General features: G+C 67.4%; 19 protein-coding genes and 1 tRNA gene. 3 read left to right on the top strand and 17 right to left on the bottom strand.

The window, feature by feature from the left end; translation table 11 throughout:
* Window positions 1-126 precede the first annotated feature (126 nt).
* The 15 genes from fusA to AB0I98_RS05640 all read right to left on the bottom strand — a co-directional run bounded on the left by fusA (window position 127) and on the right by AB0I98_RS05640 (window position 18,327).
* Window positions 127-2,253 (bottom strand): elongation factor G, encoded by a 2,127-nt coding sequence (fusA, locus tag AB0I98_RS05710; RefSeq protein WP_362935796.1) that lies wholly within the window; start codon window positions 2,251-2,253, stop codon window positions 127-129.
* 41 nt (window positions 2,254-2,294) lie between these two features.
* Window positions 2,295-2,765, bottom strand: coding sequence for a 30S ribosomal protein S7 (gene rpsG / locus AB0I98_RS05705; protein ID WP_007384059.1), 471 nt, complete (start codon window positions 2,763-2,765; stop codon window positions 2,295-2,297).
* 2 nt (window positions 2,766-2,767) lie between these two features.
* On the bottom strand, window positions 2,768-3,139 hold the full coding sequence (gene rpsL, locus AB0I98_RS05700) for a 30S ribosomal protein S12 (RefSeq protein WP_003948652.1): 372 nt from the start codon (window positions 3,137-3,139) through the stop codon (window positions 2,768-2,770).
* 308 nt (window positions 3,140-3,447) lie between these two features.
* The gene (locus tag AB0I98_RS05695) at window positions 3,448-4,044 is read right to left on the bottom strand and encodes a DUF1707 and DUF4190 domain-containing protein (RefSeq protein WP_362935793.1); all 597 of its coding nucleotides are present in this window, start codon (window positions 4,042-4,044) and stop codon (window positions 3,448-3,450) included.
* Window positions 4,045-4,210: 166 nt separating this feature from the next.
* Entirely contained in the window at window positions 4,211-8,110 is a 3,900-nt protein-coding gene (locus tag AB0I98_RS05690) for a DNA-directed RNA polymerase subunit beta' (protein WP_362935790.1), read from the bottom strand.
* A 102-nt stretch (window positions 8,111-8,212) separates the two neighbouring features.
* The gene (gene rpoB / locus AB0I98_RS05685) at window positions 8,213-11,698 is read right to left on the bottom strand and encodes a DNA-directed RNA polymerase subunit beta (RefSeq protein ID WP_362935787.1); all 3,486 of its coding nucleotides are present in this window, start codon (window positions 11,696-11,698) and stop codon (window positions 8,213-8,215) included.
* Window positions 11,699-12,305: 607 nt separating this feature from the next.
* Window positions 12,306-12,692, bottom strand: a complete 387-nt coding sequence (gene rplL / locus AB0I98_RS05680) for a 50S ribosomal protein L7/L12 (RefSeq protein WP_362936440.1) — start codon at window positions 12,690-12,692, stop codon at window positions 12,306-12,308.
* A gap of 122 nt (window positions 12,693-12,814) precedes the next feature.
* Window positions 12,815-13,345 (bottom strand): 50S ribosomal protein L10, encoded by a 531-nt coding sequence (gene rplJ / locus AB0I98_RS05675; RefSeq protein WP_362935784.1) that lies wholly within the window; start codon window positions 13,343-13,345, stop codon window positions 12,815-12,817.
* A 281-nt stretch (window positions 13,346-13,626) separates the two neighbouring features.
* Window positions 13,627-14,481 (bottom strand): DUF1396 domain-containing protein, encoded by an 855-nt coding sequence (locus AB0I98_RS05670; RefSeq protein ID WP_362935781.1) that lies wholly within the window; start codon window positions 14,479-14,481, stop codon window positions 13,627-13,629.
* Between the two features lie 87 nt (window positions 14,482-14,568).
* Entirely contained in the window at window positions 14,569-15,414 is an 846-nt protein-coding gene (locus tag AB0I98_RS05665; protein ID WP_362935778.1) for a hypothetical protein, read from the bottom strand.
* A gap of 121 nt (window positions 15,415-15,535) precedes the next feature.
* Complete coding sequence (gene rplA, locus AB0I98_RS05660) at window positions 15,536-16,261, bottom strand: 50S ribosomal protein L1 (protein WP_362935775.1); 726 nt, start codon at window positions 16,259-16,261, stop codon at window positions 15,536-15,538.
* 77 nt (window positions 16,262-16,338) lie between these two features.
* A complete protein-coding gene (rplK, locus tag AB0I98_RS05655) occupies window positions 16,339-16,773 on the bottom strand; it encodes a 50S ribosomal protein L11 (protein ID WP_155058660.1) in 435 nt (144 codons plus the stop codon).
* 167 nt (window positions 16,774-16,940) lie between these two features.
* The gene (gene nusG / locus AB0I98_RS05650) at window positions 16,941-17,786 is read right to left on the bottom strand and encodes a transcription termination/antitermination protein NusG (RefSeq protein WP_362935772.1); all 846 of its coding nucleotides are present in this window, start codon (window positions 17,784-17,786) and stop codon (window positions 16,941-16,943) included.
* A 77-nt stretch (window positions 17,787-17,863) separates the two neighbouring features.
* Window positions 17,864-18,145, bottom strand: a complete 282-nt coding sequence (secE, locus tag AB0I98_RS05645; RefSeq protein ID WP_362935769.1) for a preprotein translocase subunit SecE — start codon at window positions 18,143-18,145, stop codon at window positions 17,864-17,866.
* A gap of 109 nt (window positions 18,146-18,254) precedes the next feature.
* A tRNA-Trp gene (locus AB0I98_RS05640) sits at window positions 18,255-18,327 on the bottom strand.
* Between the two features lie 272 nt (window positions 18,328-18,599).
* Here AB0I98_RS05640 and AB0I98_RS05635 point away from each other — a divergent pair.
* Together AB0I98_RS05635 and AB0I98_RS05630 are read left to right on the top strand one after the other, a co-directional pair.
* Window positions 18,600-19,826: a pyridoxal phosphate-dependent aminotransferase gene (locus AB0I98_RS05635; protein WP_362935766.1), complete on the top strand. Its 1,227-nt coding sequence runs from the start codon at window positions 18,600-18,602 to the stop codon at window positions 19,824-19,826.
* Between the two features lie 122 nt (window positions 19,827-19,948).
* The gene (locus AB0I98_RS05630; RefSeq protein WP_362935763.1) at window positions 19,949-20,980 is read left to right on the top strand and encodes an adenosine deaminase; all 1,032 of its coding nucleotides are present in this window, start codon (window positions 19,949-19,951) and stop codon (window positions 20,978-20,980) included.
* Window positions 20,981-20,996: 16 nt separating this feature from the next.
* Here AB0I98_RS05630 and AB0I98_RS05625 read toward each other — a convergent pair whose 3' ends face one another.
* Window positions 20,997-21,611, bottom strand: a complete 615-nt coding sequence (locus tag AB0I98_RS05625; protein WP_362935760.1) for a helix-turn-helix domain-containing protein — start codon at window positions 21,609-21,611, stop codon at window positions 20,997-20,999.
* A gap of 140 nt (window positions 21,612-21,751) precedes the next feature.
* Between AB0I98_RS05625 and AB0I98_RS05620 the strand changes: the two genes are divergently transcribed.
* Window positions 21,752-22,384: an NAD(P)H-binding protein gene (locus tag AB0I98_RS05620; protein WP_362935757.1), complete on the top strand. Its 633-nt coding sequence runs from the start codon at window positions 21,752-21,754 to the stop codon at window positions 22,382-22,384.
* Window positions 22,385-22,406: 22 nt separating this feature from the next.
* Here AB0I98_RS05620 and AB0I98_RS05615 read toward each other — a convergent pair whose 3' ends face one another.
* A complete protein-coding gene (locus tag AB0I98_RS05615) occupies window positions 22,407-23,462 on the bottom strand; it encodes a UDP-N-acetylmuramate dehydrogenase (protein ID WP_362935754.1) in 1,056 nt (351 codons plus the stop codon).
* Between the last annotated feature and the right edge of the window lie 174 nt (window positions 23,463-23,636).

The following is a 23,636-nucleotide window of genomic DNA, read 5'->3' as shown; positions in this document are numbered from 1 at the left end:
GCCTTGCTTCATCGGCGCCAGGTGATCTTTGCTGGAAAGCCCGGGCCCGGGGCATTCCCACCATGATTGTGGCGGAATGCCCCCTGAGGCTCCGGAGTCAAGCCTAAAGCGTGTGAACGGAGTGCGTTACTCGCCCTTGGCCTTCGCGATGATCTCCTCGGCGACGTTCCGCGGAACCTCGGCGTAGGAGTCGAACTGCATCGAGTAGCTTGCGCGACCCGACGTCTTGCTGCGGAGGTCTCCGACGTAGCCGAACATCTCCGAGAGGGGCACGAGACCCTTCACGACGCGGGCACCGGCCCGCTCCTCCATGGCCTGGATCTGACCACGGCGGGAGTTGATGTCGCCGATGACCTCACCCATGTAGTCCTCGGGCGTGGTGACCTCGACGGCCATCATCGGCTCGAGCAGCACGGGGCTGGCCTTGCGCGCGGCCTCCTTGAAGGCCTGCGAACCGGCGATCTTGAACGCGAGCTCCGAGGAGTCGACCTCGTGGTAGGCGCCGTCGAGGAGCGTGACGCGCACGCCCGTCATCTCGTACCCGGCGAGGATGCCGAACTGCATGGCCTCCTGCGCACCGGCGTCGACCGAAGGGATGTACTCCTTCGGGATACGACCACCGGTCACCTTGTTCACGAACTCGTACGAGGCGTCGCCGCCCTCGATGGGCTCGATCGCGATCTGCACCTTGGCGAACTGACCGGTACCACCGGTCTGCTTCTTGTGGGTGTAGTCCACGCGCTCGACGGCCTTGCGGATCGTCTCACGGTACGCGACCTGCGGCTTGCCGACGTTGGCCTCGACCTTGAACTCACGGCGCATACGGTCGACCAGCACCTCGAGGTGCAGCTCGCCCATACCGCCGATGATGGTCTGGCCGGTCTCCTCGTCCGAGTGGACCTGGAAGGACGGGTCCTCCTCGGCCAGGCGCTGGATCGCGACGCCCAGCTTCTCCTGGTCGCCCTTCGACTTGGGCTCGATGGCGACCTGGATGACCGGCGCCGGGAAGTCCATGGACTCCAGGATCACCGGGTTCTTGTCGTCGGCCAGCGTCTCACCGGTGGTGGTCTGCTTCAGGCCCATGACGGCGACGATGTCGCCGGCGCCCACCGACTCGATCTCCTCACGCTTGTTCGCGTGCATGCGGTAGATCTTGCCGATGCGCTCCTTCCTGCCCTTGACGGAGTTCAGCACGGCGGTGCCGGACTCCAGGCGGCCCGAGTAGACCCGGACGAAGGTGAGCTTGCCCAGGTGCGGGTCGCTCATGATCTTGAACGCCAGCGCGGACAGCGGCTCGTCGTCGGACGGCTTGCGCCGGACGACCAGCTCCGGGTCCTTGACGTCGTGGCCCTCGATGGCCTCGACGTCGAGCGGGGAGGGGAGGTAGCGCACGACCGCGTCGAGCAGGGGCTGAACGCCCTTGTTCTTGAACGCGGTACCGCAGAACACCGGGGTGACCGTGGTGTCGCTGGACTTGCCGGACGCGATGGTGATGCGACGGATCGCGGCGTACAGCTGCTCCGCAGAAGGCTCCTCGCCCTCCAGGTACAGCTCCATGATCTCTTCGTCGTTCTCGGCCACGGCCTCCAGCAGCTTGCCGCGGTACTCCTCGGCAGCCTCGGTGTGCGTGTCCGGGATGTCGACGACGTCGTACATCTCGCCCTTGGTGGCCTCGGCGGACCACACGAACGCCTTCATGGTGACCAGGTCGACGACGCCCTTGAAGTCGGCCTCGGCACCGATCGGGAGCTGCATGACGATCGGCTGCGCGCCCAGGCGGTCCGAGATCATGTCCACGCAACGGTGGAACTCGGCGCCCGTGCGGTCGAGCTTGTTCACGAAGCAGATGCGCGGAACGCCGTAGCGGTCCGCCTGACGCCACACCGTCTCGGACTGCGGCTCAACGCCGGCGACGCCGTCGAACACCGTCACGGCACCGTCGAGCACCCGCAGCGAACGCTCCACCTCGACGGTGAAGTCCACGTGGCCCGGGGTGTCGATGATGTTGATGGTGTGGTCGACGTCTTCCAGCGGCCAGTGACAGGTGGTGGCAGCAGAGGTGATCGTGATGCCACGCTCCTGCTCCTGCTCCATCCAGTCCATGGTGGCAGCGCCGTCGTGGACCTCACCGATCTTGTACGAAACGCCGGTGTAGAACAGGATCCGCTCGGTGGTGGTCGTCTTGCCCGCGTCGATGTGGGCCATGATGCCGATATTGCGCACCTTGGCCAGGTCAAGCGAAGTGGTAGCCATAAGGCTTTCGTCTTCTCTCGGTTCTCTCGATGGGGTAGCGACTACCAGCGGTAGTGCGCGAAGGCCTTGTTGGACTCGGCCATCTTGTGCGTGTCCTCGCGCTTCTTGACGGCCGCACCGAGGCCGTTCGAAGCGTCGAGAAGCTCGTTGAGCAGACGCTCGGTCATGGTCTTCTCGCGACGGGCGCGGGAGTAACCGACCAGCCAGCGCAGCGCCAGGGTGTTGGCACGGCCGGGCTTGACCTCGACCGGGACCTGGTAGGTGGCGCCACCGACACGGCGGGACTTGACCTCGAGGGTCGGCTTGATGTTCTCGAGAGCGCGCTTCAGCGTGATGACCGGGTCGTTGCTGGTCTTCTCGCGCAGGCCCTCCATGGCGCCGTACACGATGCGCTCGGCGGTGGAGCGCTTGCCGTTCAGCAGCACCTTGTTGATGAGGGAGGTGACCAGAGGAGAACCGTAGACCGGGTCGATGATGACCGGGCGCTTCGGGGCGGGGCCCTTACGAGGCATTCTTACTTCTCCTTCTTGGCGCCGTAGCGGCTGCGGGCCTGCTTGCGGTTCTTGACACCCTGGGTGTCGAGCGAGCCGCGGATGATCTTGTAACGAACACCGGGCAGGTCCTTCACACGGCCGCCACGCACGAGCACGATGGAGTGCTCCTGCAGGTTGTGTCCCTCACCCGGAATGTAAGCGGTGACCTCGATCCCGCTGGTCAGACGCACACGCGCGACCTTACGCAGGGCCGAGTTCGGCTTCTTCGGGGTGGTCGTGAACACACGCGTGCAGACGCCGCGGCGCTGAGGGGAACCCTCGAGTGCGGGCGTCTTGTTCTTCTCGACCTTGTCCTGCCGGCCCTTGCGGACCAGCTGCTGGATCGTAGGCACTACTTCTCCGGTTTCTGTGTGCCGAATGGTGAAGCTAACCTGGAACGTCGCCGACCCACGCGGTCGGGTGTGTCGAACCCGCAGACTCCCGCCGCAAGGCAGAAAGAGGCGCAGATTACGGTGGCCGCTCTCGGACCCCGGTGCGGTTGAAGGCACGCACAAGGGCCAGGGCACACCCCAGGCACAAGGTCTGAGCGTACCTACCTCATACGCTGCGGTCAAAACAAATGGGCCTCGGCCGGATCGCCGCACGGAGCATGTCAAGCCCCTGTGCGGCTGATGATCTTCGAATCTACGATCCGAGCACGTCACGCGGACGCGGCGGCGGCCACGATCATCGCGGTCAGTATGATCGCCCATCCCACCGTGGACAGCCAGCCGATCACCAGCCCGGTGAGCGCGAGCGCATCGCCCGCCTCCCCGGTCCGGCGGATCTCGGCACGGGCGGCGTGCCCCAGGACCACCGCGGGGACGCCGGTCAGCCCGAACGTCAGCAGGCACAGCGCACCGCACACCGCGGAACCGACCGCCTTGCCGTTCGTCTGCGGCCGGGCCGGCAGAAAGGTCCCCGGCACGTGCGTGACGGGCGCAGGGTGCGGTACGGGCCCCTGCGGCAGGTCGGCGACGAGCAGCGCCAGCTCACCCACCGTACGGGCCGCGTAGGCCCGCCCGACCCGCTTCTCGAACTCCGCCTGCTCCAGCCGCCCCTCCCCGAACCCCGCTCTGAGCACGTCCACGGCACGCTCACGGTCCGCGTGCGAGGCGAGCATGGACGGACTGCCCTGGCCGGCCCACGGCTGCGGGACACCGCCCCCCTGCCACCGCTGCGGGGCAGGACTCCCGCTCCCCTGCCACGACTGCGGCGTGCCGTTCCCCTGCCACGGCTGCCACGACGGGTGCGTCATGGAGCACCTCCCCCGTATCGGTCGGAGTGCCTCCATCATGCGCCGAAACCGGCATCTCCGGCACCAGGGACGACCCGGAGAAAACCCGGAGAGGCCCCTGAGACGCCGAAGGGCGGCCACCCCGAGAGGTGACCGCCCTTCAGTTCGTGCGACTCAAGCGACTCGCTTACTGGTTGTACGGACCGTAGTCGTAGTCCTCCAGCGGAACGGCCTGGCCGGAGCCCGTGCCGAACGGCGAGTAGTCGATGTCGTCGTAGCCGACGGCCGAGTACATCGCGGCCTTGGCCTCCTCGGTCGGCTCGACCCGGATGTTGCGGTAGCGGGACAGGCCCGTACCGGCCGGGATGAGCTTACCGATGATGACGTTCTCCTTGAGGCCGATGAGGCTGTCGGACTTGGCGTTGATCGCCGCGTCCGTCAGAACTCGGGTCGTCTCCTGGAAGGAGGCGGCCGACAGCCAGGATTCCGTCGCCAGCGAGGCCTTGGTGATACCCATCAGCTGCGGACGACCGGAGGCCGGGTGACCGCCCTCCTGGACCACACGACGGTTCTCGGTCTCGAACTTCGTGCGCTCGACCAGCTCGCCGGGCAGCAGCTCGGCGTCGCCGGACTCGATGATCGTCACCCGGCGGAGCATCTGCCGGATGATGATCTCGATGTGCTTGTCGTGGATCGACACACCCTGCGAGTTGTAGACCTTCTGGACCTCGCCGACCAGGTGGACCTGGACGGCACGCTGGCCCAGAATGCGCAGCACGTCGTGCGGGTTGGTGGCACCCACGGTGAGCTTCTGGCCCACCTCGACGTGCTCGCCCTCGCTGACCAGGAGCCGGGCACGCTTCGAGATCGGGAACGCCGTCTCGTCGCTGCCGTCGTCCGGCGTGATGACGATCTTCTTGGTCTTCTCGGTCTCCTCGATCCGCACGCGGCCCTGGGCCTCGGAGATCGGGGCGACACCCTTCGGAGTACGGGCCTCGAAGAGCTCGACGACACGGGGCAGACCCTGGGTGATGTCGTCACCGGCCACACCACCGGTGTGGAAGGTACGCATCGTCAGCTGGGTACCGGGCTCACCGATGGACTGGGCGGCGATGATGCCGACCGCCTCACCGATGTCGACCAGCTTGCCGGTGGCCAGCGAGCGGCCGTAGCACATGGCGCAGGTGCCGACCTGGGACTCGCAGGTCAGGATCGAGCGGGTCTTCACCTGCTCGATGCCGTGGTGCACCAGCTGGTCGATGAGCACATCGCCGAGGTCCACGTTGGCCGGCGCGATCACCTTGCCGTCGACGACGACGTCCTCGGCGAGCATGCGGGCGTAGACGCTGGTCTCGACGTCATCGGTCTTGCGGAGCGAGCCGTCGGCGCCGCGCTCGGCGATCTTCAGCTTCAGACCGCGCTCGGTGCCGCAGTCCTCCTCGCGGATGATCACGTCCTGCGAGACGTCCACCAGACGACGGGTCAGGTAACCCGAGTCGGCGGTACGCAGGGCGGTGTCGGCGAGACCCTTACGGGCACCGTGCGTGGAGATGAAGTACTCCAGCACCGACAGACCCTCACGGAACGAGGCCTTGATCGGACGCGGAATCGTCTCGTTCTTGGCGTTCGACACCAGACCACGCATACCGGCGATCTGACGCATCTGCATCATGTTGCCTCGTGCACCCGAGTTCACCATCATGAAGATCGGGTTGGTCTTCGGGAAGTTCTCGTTCATGGCCTCGGCAACCTCGTTGGTCGCCTTGGTCCAGATCGCGATGAGTTCCTGGGTGCGCTCGTCCTTGGTGATCAGACCGCGCTCGTACTGCTTCTGGACCTTCTCGTCCTGCGCCTCGTACCCCTTGACGATCTCCTTCTTCGCCTCGGGAACGACGACGTCGGAGATGGCCACGGTGACGCCGGAACGGGTCGCCCAGTAGAAGCCGGCCGCCTTCAGGTTGTCGAGCGTCGCCGCCACGATGACCTTGGGGTAGCGCTCGGCGAGGTCGTTGACGATCTCGGAGAGCTGCTTCTTGCCGACCTCGTAGTCGACGAACGGGTAGTCCTCGGGCAGCAGCTCGTTGAAGAGCGCCCGGCCAAGGGTCGTCTTCAGACGGAAGCTGTCACCCTGCTGCCACTCCGGGTCGCCCTCCTCCTGCGTCGGCGGGGTCCAGCCGCGCGGCGGGATGGTGCCCACCGGGAAGCGGATGTCCACGCGCGACTGCAGCGAGAGCTCGCCGGCGTCGAACGCCATGATCGCCTCGGCCGCGGAGCCGAAGGACCGGCCCTCGCCCTTGACGTCCCGCATCTCGCCGTCGGTGGTGAGGAAGAACAGACCGAGGACCATGTCCTGGGTCGGCATCGTCACCGGACGGCCGTCAGCGGGCTTGAGGATGTTGTTCGAGGACAGCATCAGGATGCGGGCCTCGGCCTGCGCCTCCGCGGACAGCGGAAGGTGTACGGCCATCTGGTCACCGTCGAAGTCCGCGTTGAACGCGGTGCAGACGAGCGGGTGGATCTGGATGGCCTTGCCCTCGACCAGCTGCGGCTCGAAGGCCTGGATGCCGAGGCGGTGCAGGGTGGGAGCACGGTTCAGCAGAACCGGGTGCTCGGCGATGACCTCTTCGAGGACGTCGTACACGACCGTGCGGCCGCGCTCCACCATGCGCTTGGCGCTCTTGATGTTCTGCGCGTGGTTCAGGTCGACCAGGCGCTTCATCACGAACGGCTTGAAGAGCTCCAGCGCCATCGCCTTCGGCAGACCGCACTGGTGCAGCTTCAGCTGCGGACCGACGACGATCACGGAACGCGCCGAGTAGTCGACTCGCTTACCGAGCAGGTTCTGACGGAAGCGGCCCTGCTTGCCCTTCAGCATGTCGCTGAGGGACTTCAGCGGGCGGTTACCGGGACCGGTGACCGGACGGCCACGACGACCGTTGTCGAAGAGGGCGTCAACAGCCTCCTGAAGCATGCGCTTCTCGTTGTTGACGATGATCTCGGGCGCGCCGAGGTCGAGGAGCCTCTTCAGACGGTTGTTGCGGTTGATCACACGCCGGTACAGGTCGTTCAGGTCGGAGGTCGCGAAGCGGCCACCGTCCAGCTGCACCATCGGGCGAAGGTCCGGCGGGATGACCGGGACGCAGTCGAGGACCATGCCCTTGGGGCTGTTGGAGGTCTGCAGGAAGGCAGACACGACCTTCAGCCGCTTCAGCGCACGGGTCTTCTTCTGGCCCTTGCCGGTACGGATGATCTCGCGGAGACGCTCGGCCTCCTCGTCCAGGTCGAAGGACTCCAGGCGCTTCTGCAGCGCCGCGGCACCCATCGAACCGTCGAAGTACGTACCGAAGCGGTCCCGCAGCTCGCGGTAGAGCAGCTCGTCGCCCTCGAGGTCCTGGACCTTGAGGTTCTTGAAGCGGGTCCACACCTCGTCGAGCCGGTCGATCTCGCGCTGCGCACGGTCACGCAGCTGCTTCATCTCCCGCTCCGCACCTTCGCGCACCTTGCGGCGTACGTCGGCCTTGGCGCCCTCGGCCTCGAGCTCGGCCAGGTCGGTCTCGAGCTTCTTGGCGCGGGCCTCCAGGTCGGAGTCGCGACGGTTCTCGATCTGCTGCCGCTCGACGGAGACATGCGCCTCCAGGGAGGGCAGGTCGCGGGTACGGCGCTCCTCGTCGACGTACGTGATCATGTACGCCGCGAAGTAGATGACCTTCTCGAGGTCCTTGGGCGCCAGGTCCAGCAGGTAGCCCAGGCGCGACGGGACACCCTTGAAGTACCAGATGTGCGTGACGGGGGCGGCCAGTTCGATGTGGCCCATCCGCTCACGACGCACCTTGGCGCGAGTCACCTCGACGCCGCAGCGCTCACAGATGATGCCCTTGAACCGGACACGCTTGTACTTGCCGCAGTAGCACTCCCAGTCCCGGGTCGGACCGAAGATCTTCTCGCAGAAGAGTCCGTCCTTTTCGGGCTTGAGCGTGCGGTAGTTGATCGTCTCGGGCTTCTTGACCTCGCCGTGGCTCCACTGACGGATGTCGTCAGCGGTGGCCAGGCCGATCCGGAGCTCGTCGAAGAAGTTGACGTCGAGCACTATGCGTCAATCCCTCTCAGGGTCGTAAGTCTTGGGGTCTGAAACGGGGTCCCGGGGTCGGCGGGCCTTTGCTGATCTCTCAGAAAGGCCCGCCGGACTCCGTCAGACCTCTTCGACGCTGCTCGGCTCACGCCGGGACAGGTCGATGCCGAGCTCCTCCGCAGCGCGGAAGACATCCTCGTCTGTGTCACGCATCTCGATGGACATACCGTCGCTGGACAGCACCTCCACGTTCAGGCAGAGAGACTGCATCTCCTTGATGAGCACCTTGAAGGACTCGGGGATGCCGGGCTCAGGGATGTTCTCGCCCTTGACGATGGCCTCGTAGACCTTCACGCGGCCGGTGACGTCGTCGGACTTGATGGTCAGCAGCTCCTGGAGGGCGTACGCGGCGCCATAAGCCTCCAGCGCCCACACCTCCATCTCGCCGAACCGCTGGCCACCGAACTGGGCCTTACCACCCAGCGGCTGCTGGGTGATCATCGAGTACGGACCGGTCGAACGGGCGTGCAGCTTGTCGTCGACCAGGTGGTGCAGCTTCAAGATGTACATGTAGCCGACCGAGATCGGCTCCGGGAACGGCTCACCGCTACGGCCGTCGAACAGCCGCGCCTTGCCGGACGGGAGGACCATGCGGTCGCCGTCACGGTTCGGGATGGTGTGCTGCAGCAGACCGGCGAGCTCGTCCTCACGCGCACCGTCGAAGACGGGGGTCGCGACGTTCGTGCCCGCGTCGACCTGGTCGGCGCCGATCACCTGGAGGCGCTGCGCCCACTCGTCGGCGAGGCCGGAGACGTCCCAGCCGCGGCTGGCGAGCCAGCCGAGGTGGATCTCCAGGACCTGTCCCGGGTTCATTCGGGACGGGACACCCAGCGGGTTGAGGATGATGTCGACCGGGGTGCCGTCCTCCAGGAACGGCATGTCCTCGATCGGCAGGATCTTGGAGATGACGCCCTTGTTGCCGTGCCGGCCGGCGAGCTTGTCACCGTCGGTGATCTTGCGCTTCTGCGCCACGTACACGCGCACCAGCTGGTTCACACCGGGGGGAAGCTCGTCGCCCTCCTCGCGGTCGAAGACGCGCACACCGATGACCTTGCCGGTCTCGCCGTGCGGCACCTTCAGCGAGGTGTCACGGACCTCACGGGCCTTCTCACCGAAGATCGCGCGCAGCAGGCGCTCCTCCGGCGTCAGCTCGGTCTCACCCTTGGGCGTGACCTTGCCGACGAGGATGTCACCGGCGATGACCTCGGCGCCGATACGGATGATGCCGCGCTCGTCGAGGTCGGCGAGGACCTCCTCGGAGACGTTCGGGATGTCCCGGGTGATCTCCTCGGGGCCGAGCTTGGTGTCACGGGCGTCGACCTCGTGCTCCTCGATGTGGATCGAGGAGAGGACGTCGTCCTGTACGAGGCGCTGCGACAGGATGATCGCGTCCTCGTAGTTGTGACCCTCCCACGGCATGAACGCCACGAGCAGGTTCTTGCCCAGCGCCATCTCGCCCTGCTGGGTGGCCGGACCGTCGGCGAGGACCTGGCCCTCGATGATCCGGTCGCCCTCGTGGACGATGACCTTCTGGTTGACCGAGGTGCCCTGGTTGGAGCGGGCGAACTTGGCCAGGCGGTACGTGATGTACGTGCCGTCGTCGTTGGCGGTGGTGATGTAGTCCGCGGAGACCTCCTGGACGACACCCGCCTTCTCGGCCTTGACCACGTCACCGGCGTCGACGGCGGAGCGGTACTCCATGCCGGTGCCGACGAGCGGGGCCTCGGACTTGATGAGCGGCACGGCCTGCCGCATCATGTTCGCGCCCATGAGGGCACGGTTGGCGTCGTCGTGCTCGAGGAACGGGATCATGGCGGTCGCGACCGACACCATCTGGCGCGGCGAGACGTCCATGTAGTCGACGTCGTCACCGGGGACGTAGTCGACCTCGCCGCCACGGCGGCGGACCAGCACGCGGGACTCCTCGAACCGGAAGTCCTCGGAGAGCGGCGCGTTGGCCTGCGCGATGACGAAGCGGTCCTCCTCGTCGGCGGTCAGGTAGTCGACGTCGTCGGTGACGACACCGTCGACGACCTTGCGGTACGGCGTCTCGATGAAGCCGAACGCGTTGACCCGGCCGTAGGAGGCGAGCGAGCCGATCAGACCGATGTTCGGGCCTTCAGGCGTCTCGATCGGGCACATACGGCCGTAGTGCGACGGGTGAACGTCACGGACCTCGAAGCCGGCCCGCTCACGGGAGAGACCACCCGGGCCGAGGGCGTTCAGACGACGCTTGTGCGTCAGCCCCGACAGCGGGTTGTTCTGGTCCATGAACTGGGACAGCTGGCTGGTGCCGAAGAACTCCTTGATGGAGGCGACGACCGGCCGGATGTTGATCAGGGTCTGCGGCGTGATCGCCTCGACGTCCTGCGTGGTCATGCGCTCACGCACGACGCGCTCCATACGGGCGAGACCCGTACGGACCTGGTTCTGGATCAGCTCGCCGACGCTGCGGATACGACGGTTGCCGAAGTGGTCGATGTCGTCGGTCTCGACCATGATCGAGCGACCGGACTCGCCGACCGTCTCGGTCTCACCGGCGTGCAGCTTCACCAGGTACTTGATGGTGGCGATGATGTCGTCGGTGGTGAGCACACCGGCGTCCAGCGGCTCGTCCGCGCCGAGCTTCTTGTTCACCTTGTAGCGGCCGACCTTGGCGAGGTCGTAACGCTTCGGGTTGAAGTAGAGGTTCTCGAGCAGCGTCTGCGCGGCCTCCCGGGTGGGGGGCTCGCCCGGACGCAGCTTGCGGTAGATGTCGAGCAGTGCGTCGTCCTGGCCCTGGGTGTGGTCCTTCTCCAGAGTGGCGCGCATGGATTCGTACTCGCCGAACTCCTCCAGGATCTGCTCGGTGGTCCAGCCGAGAGCCTTCAGGAGAACGGTGACGGACTGCTTGCGCTTGCGGTCGATGCGGACACCGACCATGTCGCGCTTGTCGATCTCCATCTCCAGCCAGGCACCCCGGGACGGGATGATCTTGGCCGAGAAGATGTCCTTGTCGGACGTCTTGTCGATGGAGGAGTCGAAGTAGACGCCGGGCGAGCGGACCAGCTGGGACACCACGACACGCTCGGTGCCGTTGATGACGAAGGTGCCCTTGTTCGTCATGAGCGGGAAGTCGCCCATGAAGACGGTCTGGGACTTGATCTCGCCGGTCTCGTTGTTGGTGAACTCAGCCGTGACGAAGAGCGGGGCGGCGTACGTGAAGTCGCGCTCCTTGCACTCGTCGATGCTGTTCTTAGGGGGCTCGAAACGGTGGTCGCGGAAAGTCAGCGACATCGACCCGGAAAAGTCCTCGATCGGAGAGATCTCCTCGAAGATCTCCTCCAGACCGGACTTGGTGGGGACGTCCTGACCGGACTCCAGAGCCGCCTCGACCCGACTCTGCCAGGCGGTGTTGCCGAGCAGCCAGTCGAAGCTCTCGGTCTGCAGCGCGAGCAGGTTGGGAACCTCGAGGGGCTCCTTGATCTTTGCAAAGGAGATGCGCAGCGGGGCGGTGCTGGCGCCGTTGTTCGTATTCGCGGTCGAGGCAGTGCGCGAGGCGGCCAAGAGGGGGTCCTTCCGAGGGCTCGGACTCACTACGCGCGTACCGGTCCCCCTCCTGCACACAGAGACAGGACTCCCTGATTTAGCCAAAAGGCCAGGTCAGGGACGTTCTGATCGTCGGTGCTCAAGCGAGGGCATGCCCCTGGTGACGGGCAGGAGGCAGCTAACAGGCAGCGCAAAGGGTCAGTGTAGCCACTAGGCTCACTGATGTCCAGTGCGGGTTTTTGAAGACCCTCGTTGTTCTCAACCCCTGCTGCAAGCCACGCCCTCAATGCACTTCGATGCTTCCCTCTTCGCCGTCGATCCATGCCTCGGATCCGGATCGTTGTGACGACGCGTCCTGAGAATTGCGCGCTGCGTGCGGTTCGTCAAGGCCCCCCTTGCCCAAACCGGGTGCTGCCATCGTCACTTGCGGCCGGCTTCGGAGGTGCCCGGAGACACGACGAAGATCACCATACTCCGCGCATCCGCCCGTGCAAGGCCGCCACCACCAGGCACCGGGAACGCCGAAGAGCGACCACCCAGATGGATGATCGCTCTTCGGTTCGCTCGCGTTACAGCCCTACGGCTGTATCAGCTCGCAAGGGTCCGTGTAGGGACCCTCAAGGTCTTACTTGACCTCGACGGAGGCGCCGGCGGCCTTGAGGGACTCGGCAGCCTTCTCGGCGGCCTCCTTGGCGACCTTCTCGACGACGGGCTTCGGGGCGCCGTCCACGAGGTCCTTGGCCTCCTTCAGGCCGAGCGAGGTCAGCTCACGCACGACCTTGATGACCTGGATCTTCTTGTCGCCGGCGCCGGTGAGGATGACGTCGAACTCGTCCTTCTCCTCGGGGGCCTCGGCCGCGGCACCCGGGGCACCCGGGGCGGCGACGGCAACCGCGGCGGCGGCAGCGGTGACGTCGAACTTCTCCTCGAACGCCTTCACGAACTCGGAGAGCTGGATCAGGGTCATGTTCTCGAACTCGGCGAGCAGTTCGTCCTGGGTGAGAGCCACGATGGCTTTCCTTCCACTAATTCGGCTGGTGCCGTGTGTACATGTCTGGCGGGCGTACGTTCGGCCCGCTACGACCGTTGCCTGAAGGCGAGGAGCCTCAGGCGGCGGTCATTTCGCGAGCCGAATTACTCGGCACCGCCCTGCTCGTCCTGCTTGGCGCGAAGCGCGTCCACGGTGCGGACGAGCTTCGACGGGAGCGCCTGGAAGACCTGAGCAGCCTGCGTCTGCTTGCCCTTCAGGACGCCCGCCAGCTTGGCGAGCAGAACCTCGCGGGACTCGAGGTCCGCAAGCTTCTTGATCTCGTCGGCGGACAGCGCCTTACCGTCAAGGACACCGCCCTTGATGACGAGGTTCGGGTTGTCCTTGGCGAAGTCACGAAGACCCTTCGCCGACACCACCGGGTCACCGGTGACGAAGGCGACCGCCGTCGGACCGTTGAACAGGTCGTCGAGCGTCGTGATCCCGGCCTCGTTGGCCGCAATCTTGGTCAGCGTGTTCTTCACCACGGCGTACTGGGCGTTCTCACCGAGCGAACGGCGCAGCGTCTTGAGCTGCGCCACGGTGAGACCCCGGTACTCGGTCAGCACGGCGGCGTTCGAGCTGCGGAACTGCTCCGTCAGCTCGGCTACCGCGGCAGCCTTGTCGGGCCTTGCCATAGAGCGTCGGCCTCCTTCCGGGTGTTGAGGACCGCTCGGAAGGGGCTGGGGTAAACGAAACGCCCCGGCGCAGGCGCACGGGGCGTAGCTCGACTGAATTCCCATGAGACATGGGCACTCCAGGAGCACTTCCACATTCACCTGCGCGGGTCGTCCGCAGTTCAGCGGATCCTTCGGCCACCGCACCCTCTCGTGAGCGCACAGCAACGACCAGCGGTCTTTGGCTTCTGTAGGAGCGTACGTGACCGGATCGCCGTCAGGCAAATCCGGTCGTACGGTGCTCAGGCCTTCTCGAGTTCCTTCATCATGTCGCCGAGGTCCATGGTGTCCTTGGCGGGCGGGGCCTGGACGGTGACCGGCTCGTTGAGGTCGGAGAAGGTGACGGTCATGTCGAGGGTGCCCTTGTCGGCGTCGCCGCGCATGCGGAACTGCTTGGTGTGGTCCTCACCGTCGACCCACATGTCCATGGTGAGCTTGTCGACGCCCATGTCCTCGTACTGTTCGAGGCTCTTCTCGCGCAGTTCGCGAGTCTTCTTGTCCTCGTCCTTGAGGCTGTCCCGCATGTCGTCGAGGGTGAGCGTGCCCTTGTAGTGGGTGGTCTTCACCCCGTCGACCGTCTCGGTGCCGACCTCGGTGACATCGTCGGCGCCGGTGAGGAAGGCGGATTCGGCGGCCGGGTTCCGCTCGGCCTGGGCGACACCGGCCGTCTCGGCGCCCAGCCGGTGCTCGCCGCCACCCGACTTGGGGGCGTCGATCTTCATCCAGCTCTTGCCGTCCATCTGCTCGGCCATCGCCTCGCCGCCGATGTACAGCGACTTGCCGAAGATGCGCATCTCGACCGCGCCCTTGATCTCGGGGTCGTCGGGCATCCGTATCTTCATGCTCATCGCCAGCGGCTCCATGCGCATCGCGGCCTCGGCCTCGACCCGGCCATCGCCCGGTACCTCGCCGCGCATCCGATAGCTCAGGGAGGTGATCTTCTCCGTCTTCTCGGCGGCCTTGGCCACGGCCGCCACCGGCGTCATCTCCGGCGACTGCTCGGTGCCGCAGCCGACGGCGCCCCCCGCGAGCAGCAGCGTGGCAAGGCCGGCGCCAGTCGCCCGGCGTCGCGCGGAACGGCGTACAGCAGTCTTCATCGATTCCCCCCAAGGAACACACGGCCGATTCACAGCCTCGCGAGCGTATCCCAGCGGGCTTGAGGAGGCCGCTGAATTCCCTGAGGTTCAGGAGGCGCTGCCGCCTTGTTTCTTCAGTAGTTCCTTGAAGTCCTCGGTGTCGGAGGCCGGCGGCTCGGCGGCGGTGACCCGCACGCCGTAGTCGCTGTAGTACGCGGTCTGCGTGAGGTGGCCGGTCGCCAGCCGGCCCTGCTCGATCTTCTTGATCAGCAGGTCCTGGTCGTCGACCCAGATGTCGACGGTCTGGGTGGTGACGCCGGCCTGCTGGAGCAGTTCCTTGAGCTCGGCGTCGGCGAGGTCGCCCACGGAGACCGTGCCGGAGTAGTGCGTGGTGTGCTTGCCGCGCACCTGCTCCTCGCCGATCTTGTGTACGTCCCCGGAGGCGAGCAGAAGCTTCACCGACTGGTTCGGGGTGGCGCTGCGCATCTGGTCCGCGAAGTTCGCGGCCGCGCCGCCCCCGAGGTCGTCCAGATCGTCGTAGGCGTACCGGATCCAGTGCTTGCCGCCGGTCTGCTCGGCGAACGTGTCGCCCATCCGGGCGTAGTAGGCGTCGGGGAGGTAGCGGGCCTCCATCGATGTGACGCCGAGGTCGCGCATGGTCTCGGCCGTGGTGCCGCCGGTGTAGGTGATGGTCAGGGTGCCGGTGAGGCCGTCGCCCCAGCCGAGGGCGCCGTCGGCTTCGAGGGACAGGTCGCTGCCCATGACGGTGGTGGACTCCACCTTGGCCGAATCGGCGCCGTCCGTGGAGCGTTCCACGGAGCGCAGGGCGGCGAGGAGAGCGCCGGGCGGCCTGCGCTCCTGGTCGTCCTCGTCGGGGCCGTCGGAGGAGGTACAGCCGGTCGCCGCCGTCAGCGCGATCGCGAGGGCCAGGCAGTGTGCCGTAGTCCTCTTCATGCGTTCCACCCCCGTGCGTTGCCCTGCTCGCACGCTAACCCAACGGAGCGCGAAAAGGGGACGGGCCCCGCACCTCGGAAGGTGCGGGGCCCGTCGCCGGACGTCAGCGAGCCGGTGGGGCTCAGACCGCGGCCGGGTCCTCCTCGACGAGGAGGTTGCGGGTGCGGTTCGGGTCGACCGGGATGCCGGGGCCCATCGTGGTGGTGATGGCGGCCTTCTTGATGTAGCGACCCTTGGCGGCGGACGGCTTCAGACGGAGGATCTCCTCCAGCGCGGCGCCGTAGTTCTCCACCAGCTTGGTGTCGTCGAAGGACGCCTTGCCGATGATGAAGTGCAGGTTCGAGTGCTTGTCGACGCGGAACTCGATCTTGCCGCCCTTGATCTCGGTCACGGCCTTGGCCACGTCCGGGGTCACGGTGCCGGTCTTCGGGTTCGGCATCAGACCACGCGGGCCGAGGACACGGCCGAGGCGGCCGACCTTGCCCATGAGGTCCGGGGTGGCGACGACGGCGTCGAAGTCCAGACGGCCCTTCGTCACCTCGTCGATGAGCTCGTCGGAGCCGACGATGTCGGCGCCCGCGGCACGCGCGGCCTCGGCACGGTCGCCGGTCGCGAAGACCAGGACCCGGGCGGTCTTGCCGGTGCCGTGCGGGAGGTTCACGGTGCCACGGACCATCTGGTCGGCCTTGCGCGGGTCGACACCCAGACGGAAGGCGACCTCGACGGTGCCGTCGAACTTGGTCGTGGAGGTCTCCTTGGCGAGACGGACGGCCTCGAGCGGGGCGTAGAGCTTCTCCCGGTCGATCTTGGCGTCCGCAGCGCGGAGAGACTTGCTGCGCTTGCTCACTACTGCTCCTGGGGATTCTTAGGAGTCGTGGTCCGGGCCGAGCAGGCCCCGCCACTTCTGCTGCTGGAGGTTGGGGTTCAGCCCTCGACCGTGATGCCCATGGAACGGGCGGTACCGGCGATGATCTTCGCGGCGGCGTCGATGTCGTTGGCGTTGAGGTCGGGCATCTTCGTGGTGGCGATCTCGCGGACCTGCGCCTCGGTGATCTTGGCGACCTTGGTCTTGTGCGGCTCGCCGGAGCCCTTCTCCACGCCCGCGGCCTTGAGGATCATCTTGGCGGCCGGCGGCGTCTTGGTCACGAAGGTGAAGGAGCGGTCCTCGTAGACCGTGATCTCCACCGGGATGACCCAGCCACGCTGCGACTCGGTCGCGGCGTTGTAGGCCTTGCAGAACTCCATGATGTTGACGCCGTGCTGACCCAGCGCGGGGCCGACCGGCGGCGCCGGGTTGGCCGCACCGGCCTGGATCTGGAGCTTGATGAGCCCCGTGACCTTCTTCTTCTTGGGAGGCATTGCTCTCTCCGGGTCCTAGTGAGAGGTGATCGCCTGCCACCCGATCATCCGGATGGAGGCATACCGCACAACGATAACGGGTATCCCTGCGCAGCCAAAAACCGAGCAGGTCAGACCGGCTTCAGCAGCCCGTCTGACCTGTTCGGAAGGCGTACGTCCAGAAGGTGCTAGTTCTTCTGGATCTGGTCGAAGGACAGCTCGACCGGCGTCTCCCGGCCGAAGATCTCCACGAGGCCCTTGACCTTCTTCGAGTCGGCGTTGATCTCGTTGATGGTGGCCTGCAGCGTGGCGAACGGGCCGTCGGTGACGGTGACCGAGTCGCCGACCTCGAAGTCCAGCACCTGGACCTCGACCTTGCGCTGCGGGGCGGGCTTGCCCTCGGCCTCGGCGGCCTCGCGGGCGGCCTTCTCCTCGGCCTCGGGGGCGAGCATCTTGACGATCTCGTCCAGGGTCAGCGGGTACGGGTCGTAGGCGTTGCCCACGAAGCCAGTGACGCCGGGGGTGTTGCGGACGACGCCCCAGGACTCGTTCGTCAGGTCCATGCGGACGAGGACGTAGCCCGGGAGCTTGTTCTGCTTGATCGTCTTGCGGTCGCCGTTCTTGATCTGGACGACCTCTTCCTGCGGCACCTCTGCCGCGAAGATGTAGTCCTCGACGTTCAGCGAGACGGCGCGCTGCTCCAGGTTGGTCTTCACGCGGTTCTCATAGCCGGCGTAGGTGTGGATGACGTACCACTCGCCGGGCAGCGTGCGCAGTTCCTCGCGGAGGGCGGCGACGGGGTCGACCGGCTCGGCCGGCTCCTCTTCCTCGGTCGCCTCAGCCTCGTCCTCAGCCGCCTCGGCCTCGGTCGCCTCGTCCTCGACGTGTTCGGCGGCTTCCTCGGCGGGCTCACCCTCGGCGGCGTCGGCAGCCTCGACCTCGTCCAGGTCGTCGTCGGCACCCTCGACGATCTCGAGCTCGTCTTCCACGGACTCGACCGGCTCGATGGCGTCGTTCACGTTCGGGTCAGACACGGTGGCTGCTTCTTCCTGGATACATGGGGTGGAACGCGCGAATAGGGGCGCCGGGTACGGCGCCCTTCGCTTTCGGCTCAGCCGAAGACGTACTTGGCGGCCTTGTCGAGTCCGAAGTCAATCACAGTCACCAGACCGATCATGATGACGACGAAGATGATCACGACGGTCGTGTACGTCGTCAGCTGATTGCGCGAGGGCCAGACGACCTTGCGGAGTTCCGCGACGATCTGGCGGTAGAAGAGCGCGAGCCGCTTCAGCGGGCCCTTCTTTGCGCGCTTGCCGCCCTTGCGGCCCTGCTTCTTCGGCGTCTCGTCCTGGGCATCAGGCGTGTCGATGGAGCCCACGGCGTCCGTCATTCGTCCTCACCTGATTCCGGGTCGTGGCCGTGCCGCGCCCGGTCTGAGCCGCACGGCGCATTGCTGCTTGTACGTACATGCGCACACATCCTGGCGAAGGTGTGTGTAGCAGGGCCGGAGGGACTTGAACCCCCAACCGCTGGTTTTGGAGACCAGTGCTCTACCAATTGAGCTACGACCCTTTGGTTCTCCCCAAACGTACCGCATCCGCCCGGATGCTCGGTGTGCACCGGATGAGTGCGGCCTGTATGAGGCCAACGAGGTGAGAGTGTACGTGTTCTGCGGCCGGGCGTCGAACAGAAAGTGCCCGTAGGGGCTTTGCCGGTGACGGTGTGGCCGAAGATCACCCTGGCCGCGGGCCGGTTCCGGACGCTTGTTCAGCGATCGGCCCGGTGTTGTTCAGTCCGTGAAACCCGCGTGCCGGGCAGGTTTCCGGTCTGAAACGATGGGGCCCATGAGCGCTGCAACCCCTCCCACCGAGCGCCGGGTCTCCGCCCGAGTCGGCGCGATCTCCGAGTCCGCCACCCTCGCCGTGGACGCCAAGGCCAAGGCCCTCAAGGCCGCCGGGCGACCGGTGATCGGCTTCGGCGCCGGCGAGCCCGACTTCCCGACCCCGGACTACATCGTCGAGGCCGCGATCGAGGCCTGCAAGAACCCGAAGTACCACCGCTACACGCCCGCGGGCGGTCTGCCCGAGCTGAAGGCCGCGATCGCCGCGAAGACGCTGCGCGACTCCGGCTACGAGGTCGACCCCTCGCAGATCCTGGTCACCAACGGCGGCAAGCAGGCGATCTACGAGGCCTTCGCCGCGATCCTCGACCCGGGTGACGAGGTCATCGTCCCGGCGCCGTACTGGACGACGTACCCGGAGTCGATCCGGCTGGCCGGCGGTGTGCCGGTGGACGTCGTCGCGGACGAGACGACCGGCTACCGGGTGAGTGTGGAGCAGCTGGAGGCGGCGCGCACGGAGAAGACGAAGGTCGTCCTCTTCGTCTCCCCGTCGAACCCGACCGGCGCGGTCTACAGCGAGCAGGACACCGAGGCGATCGGCCGCTGGGCCGCGGAGCACGGCCTGTGGGTGTTGACGGACGAGATCTACGAGCACCTGGTGTACGGCGACGCCGCGTCCGTGTCGCTGCCCGCGCTGCTGCCCGAGCTGCGCGACAAGTGCATCGTGGTCAACGGGGTGGCCAAGACGTACGCCATGACGGGCTGGCGGGTGGGCTGGATCATCGGTCCGAAGGACGTGGTGAAGGCGGCGACGAACCTCCAGTCGCACGCCACGTCGAACGTGTCGAACGTCGCCCAGGTGGCGGCGCTGGCCGCGGTCTCCGGCGACCTGGACGCGGTCGCGAAGATGCGCGAGGCCTTCGACCGGCGCCGCAGGACGATCGTGCGGATGCTCAACGAGATCGACGGCGTGGTGTGCCCGGAGCCGGAGGGCGCCTTCTACGCGTACCCGTCGGTGAAGGCCCTGCTCGGCAAGGAGATCCGCGGCAAGCGCCCGCAGGACTCGGTCGAGCTGGCCGCGCTGATCCTGGAGGAGGCCGAGGTCGCGGTCGTACCCGGCGAGGCCTTCGGCACTCCGGGCTATCTGCGGCTGTCGTACGCCCTGGGTGACGAGGATCTCGTCGAGGGTGTCTCGCGGATCCAGAAGCTGCTGGCGGAGGCCCGCGACTGACGGTTCCTCTCCGGCCTGGGGCACATACCGAATTCGGTATGTGCCCCATTCTTTTGTGCGAGCAAGACCACTAACGGGGAAAGCGCTACCGGGAGGGCGGGAACGTACGGCAGGATCCTGGGATGGAGCGTGTACGTGATGTCTCTGAGCTGCCGAAAGCCCATCTGCACCTGCACTTCACCGGCTCGATGCGGCCCACCACCCTGCTGGAGCTGGCCGACAAGTACGGCGTGCGGCTGCCCGAGGCGCTGACCGATGCGCTGACGAGCGGGGAGCCGCCGAGACTGCGGGCGACGGACGAGCGGGGCTGGTTCCGCTTCCAGCGGCTGTACGACTCGGCGCGCTCGTGTCTGCGGCAGCCCGAGGACATCCAGCGGCTGGTGCGGGAGGCCGCGGAGGAGGACATCAAGGACGGCTCGGGGTGGCTGGAGATCCAGGTCGACCCGACGTCGTACGCCCCTCGGCTGGGCGGTCTGATCCCGGCGCTGGAGGTCATCCTGGACGCGGTGGACTCGGCGATGCGGGAGACCGGGCTCGGGATGCGGGTGCTGGTCGCCGCGAACCGGATGAAGCATCCGCTGGACGCCCGCACGCTGGCCCGGCTGGCGGTGCGGTACGCGGACCGAGGTGTGGTCGGCTTCGGCCTGTCGAACGACGAACGGCGGGGCATGGCGCGGGACTTCGACCGCGCGTTCCACATCGCGCGCGAGGGCGGCCTGCTGTCGGCTCCGCACGGCGGCGAGCTGACCGGCCCGGCGTCGGTGCGGGACTGCCTGGACGACCTGCACGCGAACCGGATCGGGCACGGCGTACGGGCGGCGGAGGACCCGCGGCTGCTGAAGCGGCTGGCCGACCGGGGGGTGACCTGCGAGGTGTGCCCGGCGTCGAATGTGGCCCTCGGTGTCTACGAGGAACCGGAGGACATCCCGCTGCGGACGCTGTTCGAGGCGGGCGTCCCGATGGCGCTGGGCGCCGACGACCCGCTGCTCTTCGGCTCCCGGCTGGCCGCCCAGTACGAGCTGGCCCGCCGCCACCACGCCTTCACGGACGCCGAGTTGGCGGAGCTGGCCCGCCAGTCGGTACGGGCGTCCGCGGCGCCGGAGGATGTGCGGCGCAAGCTGCTGTCGGGCATCGACGACTGGCTGGCGGCGTAGCTCACGCAGTGACGCCTCACGCAGTGACGCCGGCCAGGAGCGTGCGGGCGAGCCGCCGGGCGAAGGTGTCCAGGGGCGGCCGCACGCCTTCCGGTGTCGCGTCGTAGGCGAACGCGCGCTGGGCGCAGGCGCCGAGGAGCAGGGACGCGGCCGCGAAGGTGTCGGCGTCGGCGCGGATGCGGCCGGCGTCCTGCTCGGCGCGGAGGTAGGCGTCCAGGCCCTCGATGGGCTTGTGCGGCCCCATGCCCATCTGCCGCATCGCGTCGTCGTGCCGTCGCTTCAGTTGGGTCTCGGCGTACAGCGAGGCGGCGATCGGGAAGCTCTGCTCGTAGAAGAGGGCGGCCTGGCGGGCGATCTCGGTGAGGTTCTCCTCCAGCGTGTGCCGGCCCGGTTCGGCGGCGAGGCTGGTCAGCAGGGGGCCGAGGCGTGGCAGGCGCTCGGCGAGGACGCGGATGAACAGGTCCTCCTTGCTCGCGAAGTGCTTGTAGAGCGCGGCTTCCGAGCAGCCGGCCGCCTTGGCGATCTCCTTGGTGGTGGCGCGGGCCAGGCCGACGGTGAGCATCAGCTCGTGGGCGGCGTCGAGGATGCGGACGCGGGCGGGTTCGCGGGCGGGTTTTTGCACGGATTCCACGAGGGCGGACCTTACCGGGCTTGACGGGTGGGTGAGTACTTACCCACCCTGGAGTCGGGGCAGGGTGAGTGAACGCTCACCCACCCAGATCGCGGAGACCGGATTGCGGAGACGAGATTGCGGAGACGGGAGAATCACCCATGAACCTCACGGTTTTCGGTGCCACCGGCGGCATCGGGCAGGAGATCGTCCGGCAGGCGCTGACCGCCGGGCACCAGGTGACGGCGGTCGTACGGGATCCCGCGCGGCTTGCGGTGACGGGCGCGGGCCTGGAGGTGTTCCGGGCGGACATGACCGACCCGGAAGCGCTGCGCCCCGCGGTGACCGGCCGGGACGCGGTCCTTTCGGGCCTCGGCGCGCGCAGCCGTAAGGACGCCGGTGTCGCCGCCCGCCTTACGCGTACGGTGCTGCGGGCCATGGAGGCGGAGGGCACGCGGCGGCTGCTGGTGGTGAGCGCGGCTCCGCTCGGGCCCGCCCCGGAGCGGGACGGCCCCCTCGACCGCGCCGTGCGCGGTCTGGTCTCCGCGATCCTCAAGGACGTCTACGACGACCTCAGGGAGATGGAGGCGGAGCTCGCCCGCAGCGCGGTCGACTGGACCTCGGTGCGACCGCCCCGACTCCAGGACAAGCCGCTCACCGGCAGGTACCGCACGGTCGTCGGCGGCACTCCGGCCAAGGGCCGCTACATCGGCCGCGCGGACGTGGCCCACGCGATGCTGGCGATGGCGGACGAGCCGGGGACGGTGAAGCAGGGGGTGGGTGTCGCCTACTGATCCTTGAAGGTCTGGGTGGCCCTTACAAGGTCACGCCCACGGTCACCGGTTCGTTGACCAGCGTGATGCCGAAGGCCTCGCGAACACCGGCGACGACCTCACGGGCGAGCGCCAGCAGGTCCTCGGTGGTCGCCTCGCCGCGGTTGGTGAGGGCGAGGGTGTGCTTGGTGGAGATGCGGGCCGGGCCTGTGCCGTAGCCCTTGGTGAAACCGGCCTTGTCGATCAGCCAGGCGGCGGAGGTTTTGGTGTGGCCGTCGCCCGCGGGATAGGCGGGCGGCTCCACGCCGTCGCCGAGCCGGGCGTGCACGCGCGCGTGGAACTCGGCGAACTCCGCGTCGGTGAGGATCGGGTTGGTGAAGAAGGAGCCGGCGGACCAGGTGTCGTGGTCCTCGGGGTCCAGGACCATGCCCTTGCCGGTGCGGAGCTTGAGCACGGTCTCGCGGGCGGCTGTGAGGGGCACGCGGTCGCCGGGGTCGACGCCGAGCGCGCGGGCCGTCTCGGCGTACTTGATGGGGGCGGAGAGGCCGTCGGCGTCCTCCAGCTGGAAGCGGACGCGTAGGACGACATAGCGCTCGGGGTCGGCCTTGAAGCGGCTGTGGCGGTACGAGAAGGCGCAGTCGGTGTTGTGGAGGGTGACCGTCTCGCGGGTCGTTCGGTCGTAGGCGACGACCTCGGTGATCGTCGAGGAGACCTCCTGGCCGTACGCGCCGACGTTCTGGATCGGGGTCGCGCCTGCCGAGCCGGGGATGCCGGCCAGGCACTCGATGCCGGCGAGTCCGGCCTCTACGGTGCGGGCGACGGCGTCCGTCCAGACCTCGCCGGCGGCCAGTTCGAGCGTGGTGCCGGTGAGTTCGAAGCCTTGTGTCGCGATGCGCAGGGCCGTGCCGTCGAAGCCCTTGTCGCCGATGACCAGGTTCGAACCGCCGCCGATGAGCAGCAGGGGCGTTCCCTTCTCGTCGGCCTCCCGTACGACGGCGACCACCTCGGCGTCGGTCGTCGCGGTGACCAGGCGAGTGGCGGGGCCGCCCAGCCGGAAGGTGGTCAGGGGGGCGAGGGGGGCGTCGTGGAGTTCCTGCACGGGCTCAAGAGTACGAGACGGTGGGTGGGGGCTTCGGTGGCGATGCCTCCCGGCGGGGGGCGCGGGTGGGTGGGGGTGCGCGTAGCGCCTTCGGTGTGGGGTGGGGTCGGGGCCGCGGCGGGGGTGCCCGTCCTCGGAACGTCGCGGCTCGGTCGGCTGCAGGGGTTCCCGCGA

It is taken from the genome of Streptomyces sp. NPDC050211, assembly GCF_040656035.1.
GTDB lineage: Bacteria > Actinomycetota > Actinomycetes > Streptomycetales > Streptomycetaceae > Streptomyces.
This window is presented reverse-complemented; position numbering and strand designations above follow the sequence as displayed.